This is a genomic window from Klebsiella sp. EMBS2024, from assembly GCF_036233805.1.
In the GTDB taxonomy this organism is placed as follows: Bacteria; Pseudomonadota; Gammaproteobacteria; order Enterobacterales; family Enterobacteriaceae; genus Klebsiella; species Klebsiella pneumoniae.
On the sequence record NZ_JAZARW010000001.1, the window covers coordinates 1,699,318 to 1,714,907 of the forward strand.

The 15,590-nt window shown below is 61.5% G+C and carries 16 protein-coding genes; 9 read left to right on the forward strand and 7 right to left on the reverse strand.

The features are described from left to right. Positions 1 to 63: 63 nt before the first annotated feature. From uspE to ogt, 3 genes are all read right to left on the reverse strand, one after another. Complete coding sequence (uspE, locus tag VZP09_RS07605) at positions 64 to 1,014, reverse strand: universal stress protein UspE (protein WP_002903391.1); 951 nt, start codon at positions 1,012 to 1,014, stop codon at positions 64 to 66. A gap of 138 nt (positions 1,015 to 1,152) precedes the next feature. Then, positions 1,153 to 1,905, reverse strand: a complete 753-nt coding sequence (gene fnr, locus VZP09_RS07610; protein WP_002903394.1) for a fumarate/nitrate reduction transcriptional regulator Fnr — start codon at positions 1,903 to 1,905, stop codon at positions 1,153 to 1,155. 194 nt (positions 1,906 to 2,099) lie between these two features. Continuing rightward, positions 2,100 to 2,615 carry a methylated-DNA--[protein]-cysteine S-methyltransferase gene (gene ogt / locus VZP09_RS07615; protein ID WP_004224598.1) on the reverse strand — a complete coding sequence of 172 codons (516 nt, stop codon included), beginning with the start codon at positions 2,613 to 2,615 and terminating at the stop codon, positions 2,100 to 2,102. A 292-nt stretch (positions 2,616 to 2,907) separates the two neighbouring features. Here ogt and VZP09_RS07620 point away from each other — a divergent pair, with 292 nt between their 5' ends. Further along, the gene (locus VZP09_RS07620) at positions 2,908 to 3,066 is read left to right on the forward strand and encodes a hypothetical protein (RefSeq protein WP_002903398.1); all 159 of its coding nucleotides are present in this window, start codon (positions 2,908 to 2,910) and stop codon (positions 3,064 to 3,066) included. Between the two features lie 32 nt (positions 3,067 to 3,098). Here the strand turns inward: VZP09_RS07620 and abgT are convergent, their stop codons facing one another. From abgT to VZP09_RS07635, 3 genes are all read right to left on the reverse strand, one after another. Continuing rightward, complete coding sequence (gene abgT, locus VZP09_RS07625; RefSeq protein WP_328795017.1) at positions 3,099 to 4,625, reverse strand: p-aminobenzoyl-glutamate transporter; 1,527 nt, start codon at positions 4,623 to 4,625, stop codon at positions 3,099 to 3,101. A 119-nt stretch (positions 4,626 to 4,744) separates the two neighbouring features. Beyond that, a complete protein-coding gene (locus VZP09_RS07630; protein ID WP_020805029.1) occupies positions 4,745 to 6,190 on the reverse strand; it encodes a M20 family metallopeptidase in 1,446 nt (481 codons plus the stop codon). Next, on the reverse strand, positions 6,190 to 7,500 hold the full coding sequence (locus VZP09_RS07635) for a M20 family metallo-hydrolase (protein WP_032414878.1): 1,311 nt from the start codon (positions 7,498 to 7,500) through the stop codon (positions 6,190 to 6,192). The genes VZP09_RS07630 and VZP09_RS07635 overlap by 1 nt, the downstream gene beginning before the upstream one ends. A 166-nt stretch (positions 7,501 to 7,666) precedes the next feature. Between VZP09_RS07635 and VZP09_RS07640 the strand changes: the two genes are divergently transcribed. Next, a complete protein-coding gene (locus tag VZP09_RS07640; protein WP_328795018.1) occupies positions 7,667 to 8,575 on the forward strand; it encodes a LysR family transcriptional regulator in 909 nt (302 codons plus the stop codon). Between the two features lie 101 nt (positions 8,576 to 8,676). Continuing rightward, on the forward strand, positions 8,677 to 9,240 hold the full coding sequence (smrA, locus tag VZP09_RS07645) for a DNA endonuclease SmrA (RefSeq protein ID WP_004143055.1): 564 nt from the start codon (positions 8,677 to 8,679) through the stop codon (positions 9,238 to 9,240). On the opposite strand, the gene VZP09_RS07650 is transcribed toward smrA, so the two are convergent. Continuing rightward, entirely contained in the window at positions 9,237 to 10,043 is an 807-nt protein-coding gene (locus VZP09_RS07650; protein ID WP_032419018.1) for an IclR family transcriptional regulator domain-containing protein, read from the reverse strand. The two genes, smrA and VZP09_RS07650, sit on opposite strands and share 4 nt — an antisense overlap. A 169-nt stretch (positions 10,044 to 10,212) precedes the next feature. On the opposite strand from VZP09_RS07650, the gene VZP09_RS07655 reads away from it, so the two are divergent. From VZP09_RS07655 to pcaC, 6 genes are all read left to right on the forward strand, one after another. Continuing rightward, on the forward strand, positions 10,213 to 10,899 hold the full coding sequence (locus VZP09_RS07655) for a 3-oxoacid CoA-transferase subunit A (protein WP_002903522.1): 687 nt from the start codon (positions 10,213 to 10,215) through the stop codon (positions 10,897 to 10,899). Between the two features lie 10 nt (positions 10,900 to 10,909). Then, complete coding sequence (locus VZP09_RS07660; RefSeq protein ID WP_032414881.1) at positions 10,910 to 11,566, forward strand: 3-oxoacid CoA-transferase subunit B; 657 nt, start codon at positions 10,910 to 10,912, stop codon at positions 11,564 to 11,566. A gap of 10 nt (positions 11,567 to 11,576) precedes the next feature. Then, the gene (gene pcaF / locus VZP09_RS07665; protein WP_328795476.1) at positions 11,577 to 12,779 is read left to right on the forward strand and encodes a 3-oxoadipyl-CoA thiolase; all 1,203 of its coding nucleotides are present in this window, start codon (positions 11,577 to 11,579) and stop codon (positions 12,777 to 12,779) included. Between the two features lie 9 nt (positions 12,780 to 12,788). After that, entirely contained in the window at positions 12,789 to 14,141 is a 1,353-nt protein-coding gene (locus tag VZP09_RS07670; RefSeq protein ID WP_019705898.1) for a 3-carboxy-cis,cis-muconate cycloisomerase, read from the forward strand. Beyond that, the gene (pcaD, locus tag VZP09_RS07675) at positions 14,131 to 14,895 is read left to right on the forward strand and encodes a 3-oxoadipate enol-lactonase (RefSeq protein WP_004151556.1); all 765 of its coding nucleotides are present in this window, start codon (positions 14,131 to 14,133) and stop codon (positions 14,893 to 14,895) included. Before VZP09_RS07670 ends, pcaD begins: the two co-directional genes overlap by 11 nt. Then, positions 14,888 to 15,277 carry a 4-carboxymuconolactone decarboxylase gene (pcaC, locus tag VZP09_RS07680; RefSeq protein ID WP_004143067.1) on the forward strand — a complete coding sequence of 130 codons (390 nt, stop codon included), beginning with the start codon at positions 14,888 to 14,890 and terminating at the stop codon, positions 15,275 to 15,277. Before pcaD ends, pcaC begins: the two co-directional genes overlap by 8 nt. Positions 15,278 to 15,590: the final 313 nt, after the last annotated feature.

A 15,590-nucleotide genomic window follows, 5' to 3' on the forward strand; every position in this document is an offset into this window, starting at 1 on the left:
TGTGCCTGGCTGGCAGCAAGCAAAAAAATCCCCCGCGAGGCGGGGGAAGATGAGCGGTAGCGGTTAATCGTCGTCGTCGTCGTCCAGTTCCACCGGCGTCTGGTAGGCCTCCGGTTTCAGCACCAGCAGGTCACAGCGCAGGTGGTCGACAACCTGTTCCGCGGTATTGCCGAGGAACGCCGCCGACAGGCCGGTACGTCCGACCGTTCCCAGCACCACGATCCCCGCCTGCAGATGCTCGGCGAGGTCCGGGATCACCTCTTCAGGCAGTCCTTTTTCGACGTGGGTGAATTTTTCATCGATGCCAAACTTCTGCCGCAGCGCTTTCATCGCCAGCAGATGCTGGCCGCGGATCGCGTCGTTGTAGACGCTGGGATCAAAATCCGGCAGTTCTATCGCGATATTGATCGGCGTCACCGGGTAGGCACCGATCAGGTGCACTTCAGTGTGGTTGACTTCTTCCGCCAGCGACAGCGTCTCGCGAACCAGCTTCTCGTTAAGGGTGTTGTGATAATTCTCTTCGCTGGCGAGATTGACGGCGACCAGCGCTTTGCCGCCTTCCGGCCACGGCTGGTCTTTGACCATCCACACCGGGCAAGGGCATTTACGCAGCAGATGCCAGTCCGTCGGGGTAAAGATCACCGCCTCCAGTTTGTCGTGCTGGTGGGCCATCTTCAGCAGCAGATCGTGTTTCTCACTGACCACCTCCTGAATAATCGCTTCGAAGGGACGGTTGTGCCACACCACTTTCACGTCAATCGGCACGCCCGATTCCAGGTAGAATTTCGCCTGCTCGCGGATCCAGGCCGTTCGTTGGGCAATGACGCCCTGGCGCATTGCCGTCCGCTCGTCCGGCGACAGCAGGGTGGTCATTTCATAGGAAAAATCATAGATCGGCAAAAAGGCTTTGATGCGTCCACCAATCCGTTGGTGCAGGTACACCGCTCGCCTAAGCGCCGGCTGGTCGTCCTGGTTAGGATCGATTACTACCAGCATGCTCTGATACTTCGCCATACAGGGTCTCCTTACAACTGCAGCTACCGTCAGTTATTAAAAAGATAACCTATATGGATGAATTGAAACAGGGGAGGAGCCTGGTCAGATCAACAAATCTGAAAAAATTGCCGATCGTGACCAGGTATTGCGCAGAGATTAAGCGACGTTGCGCGCCTGCCCGGCCAGCTGGGCCAGCAGATCGCTGTTTTCAATAGTGATATATTTGCCTTTCACCGCCAGCATGCCGCTTTTCTGAAAACGGCCCAGCAGACGGCTGATGGTTTCGACGGTGAGGCCGAGATAGTTGCCAATATCGCCGCGGGTCATGGTCAGCCGGAACTCACGTGGTGAGAAGCCGCGCTGGGCGAAACGACGAGAAAGGTTATAGATAAACGCGGCCAGGCGCTCTTCGGCATTCTTTTTGGAAAGCAACAGGATCATATCCTGGTCGCCTTTAATCTCACCGCTCATCAGGCGCATCATCTGCTGACGCAGATTGGGCATTTTTCCGGAAAGATCGTCAAGAGTTTCGAAGGGGATCTCGCAGACCATTGAGGTTTCCAGCGCCTGCGCAAAGCTCGGGTGCAGACCGGTGCCGATGGCGTCAAAGCCCACCAGGTCGCCCGCCAGATGGAAGCCAGTGATCTGCTCATCACCTTGCTCGGTGATGGTATAGCTTTTGATGGTCCCGGAGCGAATAGCGTACAACGACTTCAGCTCATCACCGGCTTTGAACAAGGTTTGACCTTTCTGGATAGGCTTTTTCCGCTCGATAATATTATCCAGCTGATCAAGCTCATGCTCGTTCAGAGTAAAGGGGATGCAGAGCTGGCTAATGCTGCAATCCTGACAATGGATTGCACAACCGCCAGACTGAATGCGTCGAATAATTCGCTTCTCAGGGATCATATGTCTGCTCAGGCCTTAATTGATATTGGTCAATTTTAACATCTTTTTGATCAGCAGGTAAGCCTTCAGGCCCGGAAACACGTAATATCAGCAGGGTAAATCAAATCGCTTGTGTATCTATTTGATTAAAAACAGATTATTACGCCACTTTTGATTGTAAAATTACCTGAAAATTCCAGAAAAGGCATTTTCAGTCAAAGCAACAGATAGCCCTCATGACGCAAAAGCCACTCTTTACGCTGTACGCCGCCGGCATAGCCGGTCATGGTGCCGTTGCGCCCGATGACCCGATGGCAGGGCACCACGATACTCACCGGATTGGCGCCATTGGCGGCGCCCACCGCGCGCGCGGCGCCGGGACGACCGAGCGCCTCGGCCAGTTGGCCGTAGTGCATCACCTGGCCGCAAGGGATATCGCGTAACGCCTGCCAGACCTGGCGCTGAAAAGGGGTGCCGGCGGTGGCGGTAGGCAGAGTCTCGATAATGGCTAAATCGCCGGCAAAATAGTCGCTCAGCTTACTGCTGAGACCGCCGGGATTGCGGCAGTCGACGCGCTGATAACCTTCCCGACGATAGTGTACGTCGAGCAGCGTTTCCATCCGATCGCGGTGCTCGTCCCACTCGACGGCGCGCAAATTAAACTGTTCGTCGCAAAGCACCCACAACGGCCCCAGCGGGGTATCCATTTTATCCTGCAGCAAGGTCAACATCGTTTCTGTCATCCACCATCGTACATGAGAGGCACACGATACCACGCGCTGACGGCAGTCAACTATACTCCCAAAAGGTAAAACCGCATCGCCAGATAGCACGGCGGGCTATCCGCCGTGGAGGCATTCTGCGATCGCCACGATGATTTATTTTTGGATCGATCCTGGCGGGTTACCGGACAGGGTTTTTGCTACTTTTAAGCTGACGACGTCGGTCCTCCGCGCCGCTGTGCGCGCTCGGGAAAGTGCTACCGCGTCGGCGCGGCGCGGTTAATAACTCAGAGGTGGAGCTATGCAATATATACTGACTGGCGTAATCGTACTGATCTTCAGCGGTCTGGTTATTCACGGTATGTCGCTGTTGCTTGAGCGGGGGTATCGCGCGCTTTTCGGCATATTCGCCGGAGCCGGGGAAGCGACCCGTAAGTTCAAAGTGAAGATATCGCGTTAAGCTAAGGCGGCCGTCCCTGGCGCATCGGTGGGTTAAGACAGCCGCGGATAGATGCCAGGGCCGATCGGCAGTCCCACCAGATACCAGCCCACCAGCAACAGCAGCCAGACGGCGAGAAAAATCAGCGGGTAAGGGAGCACCAGCGAGTAGTAGGTGCCGAGGCGGGCATCCGGCCGGTAGCGCTGTAGAAAGCCGAGAAACAACGGCACAAACGGTGACACCGGCGCCAGCGGCAGCACCGATGAATCAGCGATACGAAACAGGATCTGCGCAAACGCCGGGTGAAAGCCCAACAGCATAAACATTGGCACGAAGATCGGCGCCAGAATCGACCAGATGGCCGAGCCGCTGGCGATAAACATACACAGAAAAGCCGACAGCAGCGCAAGACCGACAAACGCCGGAACACCGTTCATGCCTGAACTCTCCAGCAGATCCGTCAGCCCGACGGCCATAAACTTGCCCATGTTGCTCCAGTTGAACATCGCCACGAACTGCGCCAGCGGGAAGACCATCACGATAAACCCGGCCATCTCTTTCATCGGCTCAATCATCAACTGCGGCAGGTCGGCCTGGCGGCGAATTTTGCCGGTGGCGATGCCGTATGCCAGCGACACGACAAAGAAGAAAAAGATAATTAGCGGCACGATGCCTTTGATAAACGGCGAGGGCATGACCGTATGCTGAACCGGATCGCGAAGAATACCGTTTTCGGGGACCACCATCAGGGCGATGACCGCCACGAATACCAGCGTCGCCACGCCGGCGATGCGCAGGCCGAACCGCTCCGCGGGCGTCAGCGTCTGCAGCTTTTCATCACGACTGCCTTGCCACTGGCCCAGCCGCGGCTCGACCAGCTTATCGGTGATCAGTCCGCCGACGAGCGTCAGAACGATCACCGAGGTCGCCATAAAGTACCAGTTGTCGATCACACTGACGTGCAAAGAGGCATCGATGGACTTTGCCGCCTCGGTGCTGATCCCGGAGAGCAGCACGTCGGTGGTGACAATCAGTAGATTGGCGGTAAAGCCGCAGCCCACGCCGGCTATCGCCGCCAGCAGACCAGCGACAGGATGCCGACCGACGGCAAGAAACATCAGCGCTCNCAGCGGCGGCATAATCACCAGCGCCGCATCGGAAGAGATATGGCTGAAAAAGGCGATAAACAGCACCATATAGCTGGCATAGCGGGCGCTGACGTGCGAGGCCATCTTGACCATCAACGCCGGTAACAGGCCCACCCGCTCGGCAAAGCCGGCGCCCAGCACCAGGGCGAGGATCGCCCCCAGCGGCGCGAAACCGCTGAAGTTTTTAATCACGTTCGGCAAAAACCAGTGCAATCCTTCCACGCTGAGCAGGTTTTTGACCACCACCCGCGAACCGTCAGTTGGGTTTTGTACCCCAACGTTGAGGGCGGAGAGGATTGCCGTGGCAGCGATCAGCACGGCGATGAGATAGATAAACAGCAAAAACGGGTGCGGGACCTTGTTACCGATCTTCTCTACCCAGCCATAGCGCTTTCCGCCGGGGGAAGATGACGGTATGGATGACATACTCATGGGCATTCCTCTGTTGTCGTTGTTGTGTTGGGCAGGCCTGCTCCCGTACTGCCGGCGGTTATTATGGGCGGTGCGTGCCGCGATCCGGTCAGCGTTGGCCAGGAGTAGCCTCTAAGTGGTTATCGTAAAACGGACGGACTCACCTCCGCCGGGATCGGGCAACGATAGGGGCGTTCGGCCAGTACCTGCCTGAACTCTTGCTGGCTGGCCTCCAGCAGGGCGCTGTCGCTGAATAAACGGATGGCGGTCGCCGCGAGCACTTTCCCCGCCAGCAACATCCCTTTATGGGCAATGGAGGTTCTGCCCTGGCTCACCAGCTGCCAGCTGTGCAGCGGGGTACCCACCGCGAAGCACGGGCTGAAGCACTGGGCCACCGGCGCTTTCCAGCTAACATCGCCGACGTCGGTGGATCCGGCGAGGACGTTATCCGTGGCCGCCCAGGGCGCCACCTCATCAATCAGCAAGGTGTCGCGGTGGCGACGAGCGAACGTTTTGCCTTCCTCGCCACTGGTGCCGGCAATATTGTTCAGGCTGTTGTTAATATCGTTGGCGCTGAGGGTGGCGCGGATCGCCGCGGCAAAAGCGCGTTCCTCGTCGCTCCAGGCGGGGGTACCGTAATGACAGACCGCCTGATACATCGCCGCCTCAAGCGTGCGGTTGGGTAGATAGCTGGAGCAGGCTTTTTCAAAGCGGCAGCTGACCTGGGTCTCGGTCATCAGCGCGGCCCCCTGGGCAATCTTCTCTATGCGGGCGAAGATTTGCTCAGCGTCGGCCATCTCCGGCGCGCGGATCAAATACAGCACTTCCGCCTGCGCCTGCACCACGTTGGGCGAGACGCCGCCGGTATCGGTAATGGCGTAATGGACGCGCGCCTTCTCGATGATATGTTCATTGAGGAAATTGCTGCCGGTGGTCATCAGGGTGACGGCATCCAGCGCGCTCCGGCCCAGGTGCGGCGAATTAGCGGCGTGGGCCGCGGTGCCGGTAAATCGCCATGCCGCCTGAATGTTGGCGAGGGTGCGGGTGCTGAACATCCCGGCCCAGGCTTCCGGATGCCAGGTCAGCGCCGCATCGACATCATCAAACAACCCTTCGCGCACCATAAAGGTTTTTCCCGAACCGCCTTCCTCGCCGGGACAACCGTAGAAGCGCAGAGTGCCGCTGTCGCCGTGCTGCTGCAGCCAGCCTTTGGCGGCGACCGCCGCGGCGAATGCCGCGGTGCCGAGCAGATTGTGCCCACAGCCGTGGCCGTTGGCTCCCGGCGTCAAGGGCGTCGGTTCCGCGCTGTGGGCCTGCTGGCTGAGTCCCGCCAGGGCGTCAAATTCGCCGAGCAGGGCAATGACCGGTTGGCCCTCACCGACGCTGGCGATAAAGGCATTCGGGATCCCGCCGGCATCGCGGGTGAGCTGAAAACCTTCCGCCTCCAGGGCGTCGGCCAGCCGTTGGGCTGACCAGAACTCCTCAAAGCGGGTCTCCGGGTGGTCCCAGATGTCGTCGGCGATGGCGCAGTAAGTGTCGCGTTGTGCCTCAACCACCTCGTCCACAAACTGAAAAATGGCTTCCATTACACCCCCCGCTGCCAGGGAAAGTTAAGCGCGACGCGCGCCAGGGTTTCGACCGCTACCGCCATCACGCTCTCGTCGAAGTCAAACTTTTCGTTGTGGTGACCGGCGCTGAGTTCAGTGCCGAAAATCATGTACGAGGCGAGGCCGCCGCGCGCCTGGACCCGGGCCATCATCAGGGTGGCGTCTTCCGAGCCCGCCGGGGCGGCGATGCGATCCACCGCCTGTTGCACGCCGGGCACCCGGGCGGCCTGTTCGCGCAGATAGTCCACCCACGCCGGCGACGGTGCGCTGGCGGTCGCCGCGCCCATCATGCGCAGTTCGTAGCGGGCTTCGTACATCACCGCAGCCCCGGCGACGACGTGCTGCGCCCGCTCGAACACGTACTGATTAATGGCTTCGCTTTCGCCGCGGGTTTCCACTTTTAACAGCGCGGAAGAGGGCACCACGTTGCGCCCGGTACCGGCCTGCATCACCCCGACGTTGACCCGCGAGGCGCCGGCGCTGTGCGGCGGGATGGCGTGCAGGCCAAGGGCGGCCTGGGCGGCGGCCAGCAGCGCGTTGCGCCCGTCCTCGGGCTTGCCGCCGGCGTGGGCGGCCACGCCGCTGAACTGCACGTCGAATTTGGTGGTGGCCATAAAGTTGTCTCCACCGCAGACGACGGTACCTGCCGGCACGCCGGTCCCAATATGGATCGCCGTGAAATAATCCACGTCATCAACCACGCCGGCGGCCACCATCGCGCGGGCGCCGCGGGTACCCTCTTCAGCAGGCTGGAAAATCAGTTTAATGACGCCATTGAGCTGGGCGGCATACTGCTTGAGCACATGCGCCAGCCCCAGCCCGATGGCGGTATGGCCGTCATGGCCGCAGGCGTGCATCATGCCGGCGTTGCAGGAGGCGAAATGATCGCGATGGGGGCGGTGGCTATCGTCATGCTGTTCGTTGAGATCGAGGGCATCCATATCGACGCGAAAGGCCAGGGTTGGCCCGGGCCGCCCGGTGTCGAGCGTGGCCACCACGCCGGCGAAACCACCTTCAAACGCCGGCAGCCAGCGCTCCGGCGCGCCCTGTTCGCGGGCGCGTTCGAAAGCCCGGGCCAGGGTCTCCTCGTCCGGCAGCCCCATCCGGCTGTCGGCATCGATGACGTCGCGGCCTAGCGCCAGCTGATAGCCGAGCCCGTCAAGAATATCCGCGACCTTACTGGCGGTGCGAAACTCCAGCCAGCCGGATTCAGCGTGCAGGTGAAAATCGCGGCGCCATTGGGTCATGGAGGGCGCCAGCTGGCGGAGGTATTCATCAAGTTGCGGCATAGCTTATCCTGTCATAAGTAAAAAATGTGACGGCGTTCACGATGTGATAGCTTTTGTTTATCACTTGCGTTTTACAGGCCGTATCCCACTTAACCTGCCACAGCCTGATGGATTACAGTAGATGTGAATTTCTTCTGTCTGATAAACAATGGTTATCACCGAAAGCATGGCATTTCAGATTAAATTTCATCATATCCGCGCCTTCGTCGAAGTGGCCCGGGAAGGGAGTATTCGCGGTGCCAGCCGGGCGCTGGCGGTCTCGCAGCCGGCCCTGACCAAAGCGATTAAAGAGCTGGAGGAGGGGCTTTCCGCCCAGCTGTTCGTGCGCCGCAGTCAGGGGGTGGCGCTGACCGAAAACGGCGAAAGCTTTTACCAACATGCGAGCTTGATCCTTGAGGAGCTGCGGGCGGCGCAGGACGAACTGCTGCAGCGCCAGGGCGAGCAGGCCGGGCAAATTAATATTGGCCTCGGCGCCAGCGTCGCCCGGTCGCTGATGCCGTCGGTGATCTGCCGCTTTCATCAGCAGCATCCGCAGGTAAAGGTGCGGATCATGGAGGGCCAACTGCTGGCGATGATCAATGAGCTGCGCCAGGGAGAGCTGGATTTCACCATCAATACCTATTACCCCGGGCCGTACGACCATGAGTTCAGCTTTGAGAAACTGTTTGAGAAACCGTTCGCGGTGTTCGCCCGCGCGGGCCATCCGGCGGCGCAGGCCACCTCGCTGGGGGAGTTGATGGATCACCACTGGACCATGCCGACGCCGCGCGGCAGCTACTTCAAGCAGCTGCAGGAGCGCTTCGAACAGCTGGGACGGGATCCAAAGGTGGGGATCGTCTGCGAAACGTTCTCATCCTGCATCAGCCTGGTGGTGAAAAGTGATTTTCTCAGCATCCTGCCGGTGGAGCTGGGCAACGACCCGCTGATGGCCGACAAACTGGTGATGATCCCCATCCGTGAAGTGTTACCCACCGCCACCTATTATCTGATCCAGCGGCGCGATACCCGGCAGACGCCGCTCACGGCGTCGTTAATCACCCTGTTCCGCCGCCAGAGCCGACAATTGTTTCCTTAATCGTCCGTCGCGCTCACTTTGCCAGCGAACGCGGCTAAACGCGTTGAGAGGGGAGCGCGAGGCGGCTATAGTAGCTGGCGACAGCCGCTGGAGGAGAGCCCATGAACCTTGATGACAAATCCCTGTTTCTTGACGCCATGGAAGATGTCCAGCCTCTGAAACGTAATAATGACGTGCACTGGCATCCCGGGCGTAACAGCCGGGCCCCGCAACGCGTCGATACCCTGCAGCTGGATAATTTTCTCACCACCGGCTATCTCGATATCGTGCCGCTCGCCACGCCGCTGGAGTTTAAGCGAGAAGGGCTGCAGAGCGGCGTGCTGGATAAGCTGCGGCGGGGGAAATACAGCCAGCAGGCGAGCCTCTCCCTGCTGCGCCAGCCGGTGGAACAGTGCCGGCAGATGCTCTTCGCCTTTATGGTACAGGCGCAGAAAGAGGGGTTACGCAATGTGCTGATCGTTCACGGCAAAGGCCGCGACGACCAGTCCCACGCCAATATTATCCGCAGCTATCTGGCGCGCTGGCTGGAAGAGCTGCCGGAGGTGCAGGCCTTCTGCGCCGCGCTTCCGCATCATGGCGGCAGCGGCGCCTGCTATGTCGCGCTGCGTAAATCGGCGCAGGCGAAGCAGGAGACCTGGGAGCAGCACGCCAAGCGCAGTCGTTAGCGCAGAAGCAGCGTCAGCTCGCGGGCGGCTTTTTGCAGCTCCGGCAGCACGCGCTCGATCATCTCGCGGGCCGTCATCTGGCCCGCATGCACCCCGACGTTGAGCGCCGCCTGAACCTGCCCCTGAGCGTTAAACAGCGGGACCGCGAGGGAGCGCAGCCCCATCTCCAGCTCCTGATCGTTGAGGGCATACCCCTGCTGACGCACCCGTTTCAGTTCGGCGCGCAGCTTCGCCACCGAATCCACCGTCTGTGGGGTATAGCGGATCATGGTCACCCGGCCCAGCATATCGTTGAGCTTCTCCTCCGGCTGATGGCTCAGCAGCACCCGGCCCATCGAGGTCGCCCACGCCGGAAGGCGACTGCCGATATCCAGGTCGATGGTCATAATCCGCGAGCTGGAGGCGCGGGCGATATACAGGATATCGTCGCCGTCGAGGGTGGCGATGGAGCAGGACTCATTGAGCATTTCGCTCAGATGCCGCAGCACCGGCTGCGCCGAACGCGCCAGCGGCGTCGAGGCCAGCCAGGCGTGGCCCAGCGCCAGGATCCGCGGCCGCAGCTGGAAATTCTTACCGTCTTCGGCATACACGAACCCCAGCTTGCTCAGGGTATACAGGCAGCGGCGTACCGCGGCGCGCGGGATGCCGGTCTTCTGACTGATCTGTGAGATAGACAGCAGGGGCCGCTGCGGCGTGAACGCCTGAATCACCTCCAGACCCCGCGCCAGGGAGGCCATAAAGTTAGGATCGCCTTTAAACGGATCGCCGTCGCCGGTCAGTAAATCGTCTGGATGCTTGTCCATTTCTGTTCCCCATATTTGCCATCGATCACATTCTTTCGCTAAAGATAACCGATGTTCGATTATCGCACCATATTTCGATTATCGCCCTTGACCGACATCGTTAAGCGGGTCACATTTTGTGCGAACAACGAATAAAAGTGCGATTACCGCACATCACTGGAGCGACCTGATGATTGATAAAAGCGTATCGACGCTGAGCGAGGCCATCGCCGGGATCCACGATGGGGCGACTATTATGATCGGCGGCTTTGGCCCCGCCGGCCAGCCGACCTTTCTGATTGACGCCCTGATTGACCAGGGCGCTCGCGACCTGACCATCATAAATAACAACGCCGGCAACGGGGAAGTGGGTCTCGCCGCGTTGCTCAAGGCGGGCCGGGTGCGCAAAATGATCTGCTCCTTTCCGCGCCAGGTGGATTCGCAGATTTTCGATGATCTCTACCGTCGCGGCAAAGTGGAGCTGGAGCTGGTGCCGCAGGGCAACCTCGCGGCGCGGATCCAGGCGGCCGGCGCCGGGCTGGGGGCAGTGTTTACCCCCACCGGCTACGGCACGCCGCTGGCGGAAGGCAAGGAGACACGGGAAATCGACGGTCGCCACTACGTGCTGGAGTACCCGATCAAAGCCGATTTCGCGCTGATTAAAGCCCACCAGGGCGACCGCTGGGGCAACCTGGTCTATCGCAAGGCGGCGCGCAACTTTGGCCCGATCATGGCGACAGCGGCGAAAACCACCATCGTAGAGGTCTCGCAGCTGGTGGCGCTGGGCGACCTCGACCCGGAAAACATCATCACCCCCGGCATTTTCGTCCAGCGCGTCTTCTCGCTGGAAAACCTGACTGCCGCACAACGCGCCTGAGGAGCCCGACATGCAAAAACTGACCCGTGATGAAATGGCCCAGCGCGTGGCCCGCGATATTCCCGAAGGCGCTTACGTCAACCTCGGTATCGGCCTGCCGACCCGCATCGCCAATTACCTGCCCGCTGACAAAGAGGTGTTCCTGCACAGCGAAAACGGCCTGCTGGGGATGGGGCCGAAACCGCAGCCCGGGGAAGAAGATCCCGAGCTGATCAATGCCGGTAAAGAGTATGTCACCCTCCTGCAGGGGGGCTGCTATTTCCACCACGGCGACTCCTTCGCCATGATGCGCGGCGGCCATCTCGATATCTGCGTGCTGGGGGCCTATCAGGTTTCCGCCAGCGGCGACCTCGCCAACTGGAGCACCGGTGCGCCGGATGCGATCCCGGCCGTTGGCGGGGCGATGGATCTGGCCATCGGCGCCCGCCAGGTATTTGTGATGATGGACCACCTGACCCGTGACGGCGAGTGCAAGCTGGTGGCGCAGTGCAGCTACCCGCTGACCGGCGTCGGCTGCGTCAGCCGGATCTATACCGACCTGGCGGTGATCGACATCACCGACCGCGGCCCGGTGGTGCGGGAAATCTTTACCGGCCTCTCTTTTGAAGAGCTGCAGCGCATCACTCCGGTGCCACTGACCTTTCAACAACTGGCGGAAAGCGCGTAAGGAACCTATGATGAATCAGGCATTTATCTGTGATGCGGTGCGTACACCCTTTGGCCGTTTCGGCGGTGCCCTGGCGACGATGCGCGCTGACGACCTGGCGGCGCTGCCGCTGAAAGCGCTGCTGGCGCGGAACCCGGGACTGGATCNATCGCGCATTGACGATGTGATCTTTGGCTGCGCCAACCAGGCCGGGGAAGATAACCGCAACGTGGCGCGGATGGCGCTGCTGCTGGCCGGCCTGCCGGAGAGCGTGCCCGGGAGCACCATCAACCGCCTGTGCGGTTCCAGCCTTGACGCGATCGGCGTCGCGGCGCGGGCGATTAAAAGCGGGGAGACGCAGCTGATGATCGCCGGTGGGGTGGAGAGCATGTCCCGCGCGCCGTTTGTGATGGGGAAAGCGGAGAGCGCCTTTAGCCGCAGCATGCAGATGGAGGATACCACCATCGGCTGGCGCTTTATTAACCCGCAGATGAAAGCCCTGTACGGCGTGCATTCCATGCCGGAGACGGCGGAAAACGTCGCCGATGAGTTTGCCATCTCCCGTGCCGATCAGGACGCGTTCGCCTTACGCAGTCAGTTGCGTACCGCCGCGGCGCAAGAGGCGGGGCGTTTCGCCGATGAGCTGATCGCCGTCCAGGTGCCGCAGCGCAAAGGCGAGCCGCTGCTGTTTAGCCGCGATGAGCACCCGCGCAGTACCTCGCTGGAGGCGCTGGCTAAACTGCGCGGCGTGGTGCGCGCCGAGGGCAGCGTTACCGCCGGTAACGCCTCCGGGGTTAACGACGGCGCCTGCGCGCTGCTGCTGGCCAGCGAGACGGCGCTGTCGGCCAACGATCTTCAGCCGCTGGCCCGGGTGGTCGGCGTGGCGACGGCTGGCGTTGCGCCGCGGATCATGGGGTTTGGCCCGGCGCCGGCGGTGCGCAAGGTGCTGGCGCAGACCGGCCTGACATTAGGCCAGATGGATGTCATTGAGCTGAATGAAGCCTTCGCCGCGCAGGCGCTGGCGGTGACCCGTGATTTGGGCTTACCGGACGATGCCGCCCACGTGAACCCTAACGGCGGGGCGATTGCGCTGGGCCACCCGCTCGGCGCCTCCGGCGGCCGGCTGGCGATGACCGCGGCTTATCAGCTGAAACGGACCGGCGGTCGTTACGCCCTGTGCACCATGTGCATCGGCGTCGGACAGGGGATCGCCCTGATTATTGAACGTGTTTAAGGAGCCAGAATGAGTTTGTTGACCCCGATGCTGCGCAGCAGTCCGCTAACCGACTGGTTCAGCGACGCGCAGCGGGTGCAGGGCATGCTGGATTTTGAAGCGGCGCTGGCGCAAGCGCAGGCCGCCTGCGGGATGGTGCCGCCGGAAGCGGTCGGGCCAATTGTCGCGGCCTGCCGCCACGAAGCCATCGATTTTGCCGCGCTGGGCGAGGCGGCAGTGGGAGCCGGTAATCTGGCCATCCCGCTGGTGAAACAGCTGACGGCCCAGGTAAAAGCGCGAGATCCCGAGGCTGCGCGCTACGTTCACTGGGGCGCTACCAGCCAGGACGCCATCGACACCGGACTGGTGCTCCAGCTACGCGGGGCGCTGGATGCCGCTGAGACTCTGCTTGAGCAGCTGTTGGCGGCCCTGGCACTCCAGGCGGATCGTTATCGCGATACCGTGATGCCGGGACGGACCTGGATGCAGCACGCGCTGCCGGTGACCTTTGGCCTGAAGCTGGCGGGCACCCTCGACGCGCTCCTGCGCTGGCAGCAGCGGCTGCGCGAGATGCGTCCGAGGCTGCTGGTGCTGCAGTTCGGCGGCGCCGCGGGCACTCTGGACGCGCTAAAAGAGAAAGGGCCGGCGGTTGGCCTGGCGCTGGCGCAGATCCTCGGTCTGTCGCTGCCGGATACTCCGTGGCACAGCCAGCGCGATCGGCTGCTGGAGGCGGGCGCCTGGTTTGCCGGCGTCTGCGGCACGCTGGGGAAATTCGCTAACGACTTTTCCCTGCTGATGCAGACCGAAGTGGCTGAGGTAGGCGAGCCGGTGGCGGAAGGTCGCGGCGGTTCGTCGACGATGCCGCATAAGCGCAATCCGGTGGCCTGCGCGGCGATCCTGACCGCCGCCCAGCGTACGCCGGGACTGATGGCGACGCTCTACGCCAGCCAACTCCAGCAGCATGAGCGGGCGCTGGGCGGCTGGCAGGCGGAGTGGGAGACCCTGCCGGAGCTAATTACCCTGGTGGGCGGGGCGTTGGCGCAAAGCGAGGCGCTGGTGCGCGACATGCAGGTTTTCCCGCAGAAAATGCGCGCCGATCTCGATATCACCCATGGGCTGATTATGGCTGAGGCGGTGACTCTGGCGCTGGCGGAATTCATTGGCAAAGCCGAGGCGCATCATCACATCGAAGCGCTGTGCCGCCAGGCGCTGGACCGTCACTGCCCGCTGGTCGATCTGCTCGCGGCTGACCCACAGGTCAGTCAGTATCTCTCTCGTGAACGCTTAACCACGCTGCTGGACCCGGCAACGGCGACCGGCAGCGCCGAACGCTTTGTGCGCCAGGTGCTGGCGCGTTATCAGGAGCAACGTGATGAATCTTGATTATCAACTCGACGGGCCGGATGGCGCGCCGGTTATCGTCCTCTCCAATTCGCTGGGCACCACCCGGGCGATGTGGCAGCCGCAGATCGAGGCGTTAACCGCCCATTTCCGGGTGCTGCGCTACGACACGCACGGCCACGGTAAAACGACGAAAAATGGCAAAGTGACCCTCGCCCAGTTGGGTGAGGATGTGATTGCGCTGCTCGATCACCTGAATATCGACCGCGCCTGGTTCTGCGGGATCTCGATGGGCGGTTTGACCGGCCTGTGGCTGGGCCGCTTTGCGCCGGAGCGTTTTCATGGTCTGGCGGTCGCCAACACCGCGGCGCGCATTGGCGATCAGGCCAGCTGGCTGTCGCGGGCGCGGGCCGTACGTCAGGAGGGGATGGCGGTGGTGGCCGCCGGAGCGGCAGACCGCTGGTTCACCCACGCGTTTCGCCAGAAGGCGCCGGAGGTGGTCGAGGCGCTTTGTCACCAGCTGACCCATACCGATGCTGAAGGCTATGCCGCCTGCTGTGAGGCGCTGGCCGCCGCCGACCTGCGGGGCGAAGTGGGGCAGATCCCGCTGCCGACGCTAATCATCGCCGGGGAAAGTGACCCTGTCACCACGGTCGGTGACGCTCATTTCCTGCAGCAGCAGATCCCCGCCTCCGAGGTGGTGGTTCTGGCGGCATCGCATCTGTCTAACATTGAGGCGCCGAAAAGCTTTACTTCGGCGCTGCTGAGCTTTTTCCAGGGGGAACGCCATGGATGATAAACAGCGCTATCAGGACGGGATGGCGGTACGGCGCAAAGTATTGGGCGACGCCCACGTCGACCGTACGCTGCAGCATCTGACGCCGTTGAATGATGAGTTTCAGGACTTTATTACCCGCTATGCCTGGGGCGAGACCTGGACGCGTCCGGGGCTCGATCACCATACCCGCAGCATGATCACTATTGCCATGCTGATCGCTCTCAATCGCGAGGCGGAGCTGAAGATGCATCTGCGCGCGTCGTTTAACAACGGGGTGACCCGCGATGAGCTGAAAGAGCTGATCATGCACTCTGCGCTGTACTGCGGGCTGCCGGCGGCCAATGCCACGATGCATCTGGCGCAGCAGGTGTTTGACGACATCGACGCCGCGCAGGGTTGAGTCGTCGTCCGAGTCGGATTGCCCGGCAGTCGTTGTAGGCCGGGTAAGGCGCAGCCGCCACCCGGCGAAATGGCGGGTATGGCGCCGATAGATTGCCCTCCGGCGCAGCGCTTGCCGGGCCTGGGAAGCGAAGATCGCCTGTAGACCCCGTAGGCCGGGTAAGGCGNAGCCGCCACCCGGCGAAATNNCGGCACAACCGGAAATGTCCCTGTTCGCACTATGTTTGGCAGGNCNACAACGTTTGGCAGGGCTACAACTTCTATGTTAATTCCGGNCAGATTGCGCTCCCGGTTGATCTTCTGCGTTNTGTCTC

What these genes read in the sequence shown, in the direction of transcription:
- pcaD (WP_004151556.1), top strand. Translation starts at nt 14,131, where the DNA reads ATGAATCTTGATTATCAACTCGACGGGCCGGATGGCGCGCCGGTTATC.
- VZP09_RS07660 (WP_032414881.1), top strand. Translation starts at nt 10,910, where the DNA reads ATGCAAAAACTGACCCGTGATGAAATGGCCCAGCGCGTGGCCCGCGAT.
- VZP09_RS07635 (WP_032414878.1), bottom strand. Translation starts at nt 7,500, where the DNA reads ATGCCGCAACTTGATGAATACCTCCGCCAGCTGGCGCCCTCCATGACC.
- VZP09_RS07630 (WP_020805029.1), bottom strand. Translation starts at nt 6,190, where the DNA reads ATGGAAGCCATTTTTCAGTTTGTGGACGAGGTGGTTGAGGCACAACGC.
- ogt (WP_004224598.1), bottom strand. Translation starts at nt 2,615, where the DNA reads ATGTTGACCTTGCTGCAGGATAAAATGGATACCCCGCTGGGGCCGTTG.
- fnr (WP_002903394.1), bottom strand. Translation starts at nt 1,905, where the DNA reads ATGATCCCTGAGAAGCGAATTATTCGACGCATTCAGTCTGGCGGTTGT.
- VZP09_RS07650 (WP_032419018.1), bottom strand. Translation starts at nt 10,043, where the DNA reads ATGGACAAGCATCCAGACGATTTACTGACCGGCGACGGCGATCCGTTT.
- VZP09_RS07640 (WP_328795018.1), top strand. Translation starts at nt 7,667, where the DNA reads ATGGCATTTCAGATTAAATTTCATCATATCCGCGCCTTCGTCGAAGTG.
- VZP09_RS07670 (WP_019705898.1), top strand. Translation starts at nt 12,789, where the DNA reads ATGAGTTTGTTGACCCCGATGCTGCGCAGCAGTCCGCTAACCGACTGG.
- VZP09_RS07620 (WP_002903398.1), top strand. Translation starts at nt 2,908, where the DNA reads ATGCAATATATACTGACTGGCGTAATCGTACTGATCTTCAGCGGTCTG.
- pcaC (WP_004143067.1), top strand. Translation starts at nt 14,888, where the DNA reads ATGGATGATAAACAGCGCTATCAGGACGGGATGGCGGTACGGCGCAAA.
- VZP09_RS07655 (WP_002903522.1), top strand. Translation starts at nt 10,213, where the DNA reads ATGATTGATAAAAGCGTATCGACGCTGAGCGAGGCCATCGCCGGGATC.
- uspE (WP_002903391.1), bottom strand. Translation starts at nt 1,014, where the DNA reads ATGGCGAAGTATCAGAGCATGCTGGTAGTAATCGATCCTAACCAGGAC.
- smrA (WP_004143055.1), top strand. Translation starts at nt 8,677, where the DNA reads ATGAACCTTGATGACAAATCCCTGTTTCTTGACGCCATGGAAGATGTC.